The 9655-nt window shown below is 37.7% G+C and carries 4 protein-coding genes; 3 read left to right on the top strand and 1 reads right to left on the bottom strand.

Features of this window, described 5'->3' with window-relative positions:
- The first annotated feature begins 353 nt into the window (after positions 1-353).
- Both IQ228_RS13655 and IQ228_RS13650 read left to right on the top strand, forming a co-directional pair.
- Complete coding sequence (locus IQ228_RS13655; RefSeq protein ID WP_228043869.1) at positions 354-755, top strand: ribbon-helix-helix protein, CopG family; 402 nt, start codon at positions 354-356, stop codon at positions 753-755.
- 296 nt (positions 756-1051) lie between these two features.
- Positions 1052-2428 carry a relaxase/mobilization nuclease domain-containing protein gene (locus IQ228_RS13650; RefSeq protein WP_370566893.1) on the top strand — a complete coding sequence of 459 codons (1377 nt, stop codon included), beginning with the start codon at positions 1052-1054 and terminating at the stop codon, positions 2426-2428.
- 180 nt (positions 2429-2608) lie between these two features.
- On the opposite strand, the gene IQ228_RS13645 is transcribed toward IQ228_RS13650, so the two are convergent.
- Entirely contained in the window at positions 2609-3139 is a 531-nt protein-coding gene (locus IQ228_RS13645; protein ID WP_193963148.1) for a hypothetical protein, read from the bottom strand.
- A gap of 53 nt (positions 3140-3192) precedes the next feature.
- Here IQ228_RS13645 and IQ228_RS13640 point away from each other — a divergent pair.
- The coding region (locus tag IQ228_RS13640; RefSeq protein ID WP_193963146.1) for a hypothetical protein at positions 3193-9655 on the top strand (6463 nt) is incomplete at its 3' end.

Raw genomic sequence — 9655 nt, 5'->3', positions numbered from 1 at the left:
ATCCTAGCCAGTTTTAGTCAATCTTAGCCAATCGTAACCAATTGATGAAAATTCATCAGTATATAGTAACTATAAAAAGTTTTTTCTTAATAAAAATGTAACCAATCCTAGCCAATTCTAGCCAATCTCAACCAAGCACTATATATTCTCTGCATCCTATGAAAAAACCATGAAATCCTTATGGTAAAAAGATTTGAGAGTCATGAAATAGCTTTATACTAAAGTTTTTCTAACTTGATTCCTAATGAGACGCAAGCCATGTTTTGTGCATGCGTTATACTGAGACTAAACCACTCAAAATAGTATTTTCGCCGCATTTTTTAGATAAAAAAGTTTTTTTGGAAATAATCATCATGCCAAAAAAAACTCAGAGAACTGATGGAGTTATCAGAACAATTAGGCTTTCAATTCGTTTTGCTGCTGATGAGTATGAGCAACTTAAACAGAAAGCAAAAGAAGGCAGAGTGAGTATCACAGAATTTATTCGCCGTGCTGCATTTCGACGGCGTGTTGTGGAATTACCCCCTCCCCTTGAATTAAATTGGAAATTGTATGCAGAACTAAATGTTATTGGGGTGAATCTTCACCAAATAGCTACAGCAGCAACTAATGCATCGAAAGCAGGACAATCCGTAAATATTGATCCTAAGCAGCTACAAAACTTAGTAGAATCCCTGCGTACATCCATCAAGGAAACACAAATGCAACTGCTGGAATGCGGGGTGACAGTTGATGAATCGGAAGAGATTATTTGATTGGTCAAAGACGTACCGGAGAGGATTGTGCTTCGCGCACTACCAGAGGTGATAGCGGAACATCCACTTTCAGCGAACTGCTTGCAGCAGCGCTAGTTCCCTCCGGGACGCTCTGCGAACGCTATCGCTCAACTCACCACATTTTCCCAAATCTCCAATACAACGAAGTATTCAGTCCCCACCTACACAACCCGTCGTAGACATCGCTGAAAGGAGTTCCCTTGATTGGTAAGCAGTTTAAAAATCAAAGCTTTCGCTCCACCCTAGAATATGTGCTGGGGAAGGAAAAAGCTACCATGATTGACAGCAATATGGGTGGAACTACACCCGTACAACTAACCAGAGAGTTTGGTGCGGCCAGAAGATTTCGCCCCAATCTCCAACGTGCTTGCGCTCATGTCATTCTTTCTATTCCTCACCGCGATGTATCCCATGACAAAGGGGAATACCATGAACATTTGGAGGATGAACAATACACAGAAATTGCCCAGCATTGGCTCAAGTCCATGAAATTCTTGGGAGAGGAATTAAATCAAAGCCAGTACATTGTTGCCCGTCACCATGACACCACCCACGAACACATTCATATCATTGCATCTCGTATTCGCATGAATGGCTCAGTCGTAGCAGATTCCTGGGATTATCGCCGCAGTGAAGTAATATTACGACAATTGGAGAAAGACTATGGTTTGGAGGCTGTATCCTGTAGCAATGACAGAGTAGCTCAAAGAGTTCAAGAGGTTTTTGGGATTGAAACAACTGTTAGCGATCGCCACGGACAAACCCAAAAACAGAAACATCACTCTTCTAATCAACCACCTATTACCCAACTGTTAGCGGACATCATTGATGCAGCTACGAAAGACCAACCAACTGTTACCCAATTGATACAGAGACTTCAGCAACAAGGTGTTGTGGTTCATCCCCAATTTAATGCTGAGGGGTTGTTTAAAGAAGCGATCGCTTTTGAAATGAATGGTGTCAAAATTGGTGGCTATAAATTAGGTTCAGCATATAGTTTTCCAGGGCTTCAGAAAAAACGAGGCATATCTTATAACCCTGAACGGGACTTACCTGCAATACATTCCTGTCGGAGTAAAAAACAGGTTGAAATGCCAGAAACTACGGTCAAAACAATGATGGCAGCATTGTCACCAGAGGACGAAATAGCATTAGTTAATACAAATACCAACGAGACTAATCAAGCGATAGCGAAGCGCCCCGCAGGAATTGCACGGAGCGCAATCGCTTCAGAAAAGTCTTCAAAAAATGCTCTTGACAGTGAACCTAGAAGTGCATTTTCTGTAGACGGGAATAACCAAACTTCCAGTCGGGTAGGTGATGTAATACCAGCCCTGAGCGCACACCAACAGGGTACTAAACCAAAAAACTACGCTAACAGCATCAGCCCCATTATCCACCTGTTCTGGCAGCAAGCAGGGCAACCTGAAACATATTCAGGAAAATACTACGACCTTGAACTAGAGAGAGATATTCTCAAACTGCGGCGCAAAAGTGGAGAAGAAATTGCAGAACTTCCCCTCCGTGATGGTGCTGAAAGCAAAGATAAAGGTTTGACATCCGAAGATTTAATAATACTGGAGAGACTCAAAGAGTTGCTATTGAATCACAACCAGCAGCAAGAACCAGAAAATCAAGAAGAATTGGCGTAAATTTACGGTTTTATCAGCAATGCTTCAGATTTATATCAAATGATATAAAACACAAAATAAAACCTACCTCCAATTCTACTTTTTTTCAGTAGCACCATCACTGAAGTAACTTTTAGAATCTAATTTTAGGGAACTATTAGTAGTTATCTGTGATGTCTAAGTTACTAATTTCGCTTTGTTTCAATATCGTGTGTCTTGATCAAAGGGCAAAGTATCAACATCCTCAAAATTACGCAAATCTATTTCCATCTGCTCCCTGCGTTGTAAATAAGTTTTGTTATCAGTAATTCTTGCTTGCATCTGCTGTTCACCAAAATTGATGCCCTGTTCAGCATATCGAGCAGACAATTTATTGTAATTGTCAACTTCAATTTTTTTACGACGTTCCATTTCTTCCAGTGATTGAACGCTAATACCAATACTATGAGCATATTTTACATACTCCGGTTTCAGTGAACCATCACCATTAAATTGCTGCTTCTCTTCTTCTGTGAAAAAGTCATAAGCAGTGTAATTTATCCAAAGTTCAGGTTCAGTTTCATCCAAGTATTTAAGATGCTCATATTTTACTTTTAAGGTAGTTGCATAGTCTTCAATTGATTCATTATTCATTCCTATAGATAGCATTTGTTTTCTAGCTTCGTCTTTGAGAACTCCGTCTAAATTCAACTCTTCTCGGTGCATATTTAACCAACGAGTCAATCTTGACATAATCAAACCTCAAAAAATAAAAATTTGGTTTGGAATAAAAATTACCTAAAATTATGACATTAGAATTCAAGCACTTTGACACTAGACTAAATCAATGGATTCATACAGATGGCAATACCAAAAATGCCAACTCAATTTTAACTGAAAATCTAGATAATACACTCTTAGGATTTTTCTTACCAGAAAAGAATTTCTCTTTCGGTCAGATGGATGAAAATACCACGGCAGAAAATTTAAAAAATCATCCAAATGGTGATGTTCTGCTGTTATCATCCAAAACTAGACTACTCTACGGTTCAGTAGAATGTTTAGAAGTCATTGAAAAACTTTGCCCAGATCGCAAAGACCGTGGTGCTTACGGTTCCATTTTCTTAGGTTCGTGTAAAAATGCCATCCATGAAAAGTTAAATATTCTAGTAGTAGATGATACTAATGGAGAAAATGGAGGCATATTACCAAATGATGTAGCATATAAATTTGTAGGTGACTGCTATGGTCAGATTACCACTAAACTATATGACCAAATAACTAACAGAAATGAACAAAAAGATAAAAGTTATCGTGTAGTACAGCATCGCTTTGGTTGGAGAGAACATGATGGAGAGGACACCAAATACCGATTTGGCAAAGGCACACTTCGTCCTTATAACTTAGACGAAATAAAATATGCAAATTCAAATGACAAACCTAAGATTGACCTCATTATCCCCATATCTAGCTTCAAGGGAACAGATAAAGATAACCCTTCTACACCCATAAAACCCCAAATTAAACCAGGTTTATATAATCAAACCATTTGGTTAGGTGAAAAATCACAGTCCCAAAAAGGTAAGACTGCCATTTCTCAATTACTGGCTTCTTTCCCCCAAGGTATCAAAGACTTTGCAGAAGAATTAGAAAAGCAAGCGCAAGAACTTGCAGAAATCCAGCAAGACCCCAGGAAAGTAGCACAGTTATATTGTGAAAAATATGAAAAACGTAAAGCTTTTATTGAGCAGCAAAAAACTGAACAATTAGTAAATGAAGCAGTGGAATTATCTACTGATGACCCTAAGATAGATGAAAATTTATATCCAGATGATTTACAAGACGATAGTGAATCTGAACAAGATGACTTGTTAATGTACAAAATTATAAAAGCAGACTTACTTGTCCATAACCAACTGTTAGAAACTGAGAAAGTTAAACAAGAACTTACACGATTTGTACAAAATGAATGGCGGGATATTGCCCTTGGTCGTGTCCTTACCTTTGACCGGGGAATGATTATTCCCTCCAAAGAACTCAAAAATGGTGAAATTTCTGTGCCTTGGATAGCTGAGGGTGAAAAAATTCTCAATTTTCGCTCTCCTTTCCTCAATGCTAATGGTTTATGTGTTTCCATCAACAAACATATTGAAGATTACTTAGGACCAGATGGCAACCCCTTGGCAGGAATTATCGTGGTCAATGATGAAGACCACAAACGCATTCAAGCTAGGATTGAAGCCCTAAAAGCACAAGGTATTGAAACTGAAGAATTAGACCCCATAGAAACCGAATCAGAACGTCAAGGTCGAGACTTTGATGGTGACTGTATTGGTGTGGAATTAGCCAGTAAATATCCTAATTTTACCGCCGAAGCTGAATACAGAAATCTGCCTGAAAATGCTTATGCTCCCACAGTCAAATTGAAAAAGCAATCTTTTTATAGAGAAGATGGTACACAACCTGAATTTGAAGAAATCGCTATTCACATGAGTGATGGTATCAGCGTTGGTATTATCAATAATCATGTGACAGCACTGGAAGCTTTAGAGTCAGAAATTGAAACTTTAATAACTTATGGGAATTCTCAACAACAAACAGAATATTTAGACCAAGTTGGTAGTCATTATAAAAAATTAGTCAATTTAGAAAATAATCAAAACCATCCTCAAGCCATAAGGGAAGAATACAGAGAACAAATGCAGAAATTTCTCCAACTTGCATCTGTTCAAGATAGAAATTCTCAAGTGATAGAACAAGCAATGGCAATTAATCGGAATATGTACCGACAAATGATTGAAGCAGCTTGTTTCCAAAATCAAATTGCGGTGGATTTATTCAAAAGTGCCAAAAAACCTGATATGGAGGTAATAGCTGAAAACAAACGCTATCTTTATCGAGATGTTAATTATATAAAAGATAAAAAATCTTCATCTGCTTACTTGAAGGAAGGTATTAACACTACTGGTTATTCACCAGTCGAATTACTAATTAACCAAGTTAATAAATACTTTGAAGCATCTCATTTAGAATCACGTCCTATTATCCAATTTCAAGATTTATTTAAAGGTGTAGAATTTACTCCTCACCAAAAATTTCAAGCTATATTAGCCAAACAGGAATTTGATGATAAATTCAATGTAGCCACCAGATTGAATAAACGTCGAGAAACTGAACAAGGACCTTATGCTGTTGTCAAAACAAGTAATGGTACAGAAATTACCCTTACTAATCTCACTCGCTACGAACATCCAGGAATTTGGAAAGGTTCTACACTCAATATTCGTTTAGAAGAAATTCCAGAAAAATATCGGTCTTTGCAACGTCCCCATACTTTGTTAGCAATAGCGCAAATTGATGGAGAAACGGAAAATGGAGAACCTAAATATTGCAAACTGGGAACAGTTAGTCAACAATCTGTAATTGACTATAAACTTAAACCAGGAATGATAACTCAGGGAGCAACATTAGTTGAACTGAAACCTGAACTGAGAGAAAGTCAAATCAAATTACTGTTTCAAGAAGCTTATGCTGTTGCTGAAAATTTCTATAATTTAATTCCTGAAGACCAAAAATTACCAGCCGCAGCCGCAACATGGAATATATCAGCTTCTCGACAAGATGAATTAGAACAAGGAGATAATTCAAGTTTCAACTCTCGTAAGAAAGTTTCTAACTTTGTATTTGCAACTTTTGGTAAAGAAATAGTTAGCCGATTACATGAGTTACAATTTTCACAACTCAAAGTATTAGGAATTGGTAAGGAAGGAGATAATTTTGTTGGTAGGGAATGGAATCCGCAAGAAAAATATTCGATAGAGATACAAGCCAGTCGCTATCCTCCAGGACATGAAAGGCATAATTCTAGATTGGTATTTGTCAAATATAATGATGAAGAATACAAAGAATTTGCTGTTTTGGAACAAAGAACAGGCCAGTTACCAATTGGTACTCAGGCACAAGCATATATTAAACCAGGTGAATCTTATACAGCTACGGCAACTATTAATTTACCATCGCAACCACCAATCAACATTACTATCAGAGAAATTAGCAAATTTTCTCATGCAGGTAAGACTTTCAATAATGAACAAGTCACACTCACTATTGGTAATGTACCAGTTCCTGTTGACACAGCTAAAATTAAATTGGCTGGTCAAACATTAGGAGAATTGGATAATGATTCAATTCAAGAATTAAGAAAAATAAATTATTTAGCTAATGGAAATCCGCTACAACTTAAATTAAAATCTATTGGTGATAGTCAACATGAAGGTGGTTTTATTATTGCTGAATCACCTCATGGCAATTTATTAAAAATCAATAAAATTAATGTTTATGATTTTAAAGGTCAAGTTTTTACTGGAGAAGAATATAAAAGCGTTATTTTAGAAGTACCAACCAGTAAAAATAGGGATGCTGTTTTTCTCAATGGAGAATTATTAGGAGTTCTCCACTACAAAAAAGATAAGGAAGCACTACAAAATTTGGGAGTGCTTAAACATGGTCAACAAGGTTCTGTAAATTGTACATTACAAAGTAATTTTTCTCACACTTTTATTAATATTGAACCCAGCACATTACAATATCCCCAAATTTGGACAAAGGAATCTCAAGCTTTTCAAGATAATTCCCAATCAAATACGGTAACAAAGCAAGAGGTGATGGTTGAAAAAAGTGGACTATTGCTGGAGAAGATAAAAGAACGTCCGACAATATTGTTTACTAGTCAGGAAGATAAGGTACTGGGATTAATAGGAATAGCAGTGGACAACCACAAAACAGAATTAGTTCAGAATTGGTTTAAATCTAAAAATATTGAATTTAATGTTTTACCGCCACAGGATGTACCACTAGAAACGAAAAAAGGTCTTTCTGTAATTTACTTGGTTAGTAGTACAATTCCATCTGATGACTTTGATGCTTTAAAGGCAAAGTTTGGAGAACCGTTAAGTGCTGACGGAAAAAATAGTGCTTACAATCAATATCTTAATTCCCTTCCCAATAGACCACATATAATAGGGGAAAAACTCGATAAAGTTCAGGAATTAGCTACAACTACAATACCTGTTATAGTTACACCCAATTTATCAAATAACAATCCACCGCAGCAAACAATTGTAGTTTCTGAAAATCTACAAACTATATCCGCAGTAGCTGAGGTATTACCTGCTAATAGCACTATTGTCTCCCAACCTGAAGAAAAGGATGTTGTGATTTCCGGTAAACCTGTGCAAATGGTATTTCCTCTGAAAATGCACGGTGAACCCAATCCTTTACCTGTCAGCACTACTATTGATGCTATGCGTGGATATGGTAGATGTCATACAACCAGAACTTATGAACCGTACAAAGCTTATGGTTTTAAAGAGGGGGATATAGCGATCGCTGTGTCCAGTTCTCAACAAGTTGCCTTTCAAGTAGGTAAACAATACCGCATCACCCCAGAAATGATTGCAGATCCAGCATATCAGCAACAATGGGGCGCAATGGAAAAACACAGCAGTCGCGAACTGGCCACTTTTAGGAATAAACCCGAAGTATGGGGACTAAATATGGAACCGCTGGGAGATTATGTCAACGGTAAAATCCTACCTTTCCCCAGTGCAAACCTTGAACAGTCATTAGTTACACCTGCTATACCACCACCTTTATCTACAGCCATACCCCTGACATCTGTTATTACTTCTCCGGTGAATATCGGTTCGAGAAGTTCTGACCCTCTAGGTGCGGCTATGACTAATCCTACTGTTAAAGCCAAGGAGTTAGGCAAAATCCAAGGGGATTACCCTGTATCTTTCCGTGATAACGCCGCAGTACCCGCCGGTAAATATGGACCAGAAACTTATGCCCAAGATAAACCTGCTGGAGTCCCTTTTGTCTCTGCTGAACAAGCTTACCAACACTACAAAACAACAGTACCTTTGGGAGAACCACGAATACAGTTAATGGCAGAAATCATCCAAGCCAAGTTAGAACAACACCCCAAGTTGTTTGCAGCTATTACCCAAAGGGGAGGTGTGGAATGGCTGGAAAACTGTACTCACTATGTCACTTCTGCCAGAGATAACTACTGGGAAGGCAAGGGTAAAGAATCTCCGTTTATTCGCGCTTTGATTGAGGGATATTCTAAAGTGTTGGAAAATTCTCAGACTATTACCCCAGTATCCTCAGAATTACCATCCAAGGAAGATGTAAAAACAGTTACTACACCTCAACCAAAAGATACTCACCAAGAAATTATTACTTATCCCAAAACTTCCAATCCACTTGCTAATCTCCAACCCCTGAATGCTGCTGTAGCAACGCATATGCAAAAGGATGTGGCAATGGCTGAAGTAGCTACTCAATTCATTGGTATGTCATCTGCACCACCTGAAACACCCTCTAGCACCCGCAATTATCAACAAGCTTGGGGAGAAAGGGCAAATACAGGAGTGTACTCAGCCAATGACACAATTATGGTTTCAGGTTCTGGTCCTTGGAGGGGTGTTACTCAACAACAAATTCTGAAAACTTTCAATAAACATTATGTACCACTGATTGATAGAGCGATCGCTTCCAAAAGTTCCTTCGTAGTGGGTAATGCTGCTGGTACTGACCAACTGGTAAAACAATATTTAGAAGCACAAGGATACAAACTAGAAGCTGTCAATAATGGGTACACACGCGCAATCAAGCTAAAACAAGATACTACGCTTACCAATCAACAACCAGAATCTATTACACCAACAGCTTCAGCAGTATCTTCTTCAGTACCTACACAGCCATCATCTGTGATGTCATCTCATGGGCTAAAGTTGCCTAACTCTACACCCGTTTCCTCATCCAACATTGTTCAAAAGGAGGTAGTTGCTGATAAAACTATTCAGGATCAAGAAACAACATTAGAAAAATTAAGAACTTGGTATTTGACTGCACAAAAGTTAGGTAAGTCAGCAGAATATATTCAGCGAATTGCAGAGGTTGGTAATGAATTTAAATCAGGTGCAGGATTAACAGAAAAAGCAGTCTTAGCAATGAATAATGATTTTCAAGAATTACATTCTATCAATCGTCTTACCCAAATTACTCAACGAATGGGGGATGTATTTGGCATTCCTAAAGAAAATGGAGACGTTATAGTACAAGGTAAAGAATACTTGATTTCAATCAATAACTCTCACAAAGATTTAACGATTATAAAAAAAGATGGAACTGTTTTACTCGATATTAAATTAGGACAAATTAATCAGAGTCGAATATCAGCTGAAGTTATTGATGTATTTG

Source organism: Dolichospermum sp. LEGE 00246 (assembly GCF_015207865.1).
Lineage (GTDB): Bacteria > Cyanobacteriota > Cyanobacteriia > Cyanobacteriales > Nostocaceae > Dolichospermum > Dolichospermum heterosporum.
Note: the sequence above shows the minus strand (reverse complement) of the source record. Positions and strands in the feature narration are given on the sequence as shown.

Bases quoted from the DNA above. Each gene is read 5' to 3' on its own strand.
- IQ228_RS13655 (WP_228043869.1), top strand. From the start codon at position 354: ATGCCAAAAAAAACTCAGAGAACTGATGGAGTTATCAGAACAATTAGG.
- IQ228_RS13650 (WP_370566893.1), top strand. From the start codon at position 1,052: ATGATTGACAGCAATATGGGTGGAACTACACCCGTACAACTAACCAGA.
- IQ228_RS13645 (WP_193963148.1), bottom strand. From the start codon at position 3,139: ATGTCAAGATTGACTCGTTGGTTAAATATGCACCGAGAAGAGTTGAAT.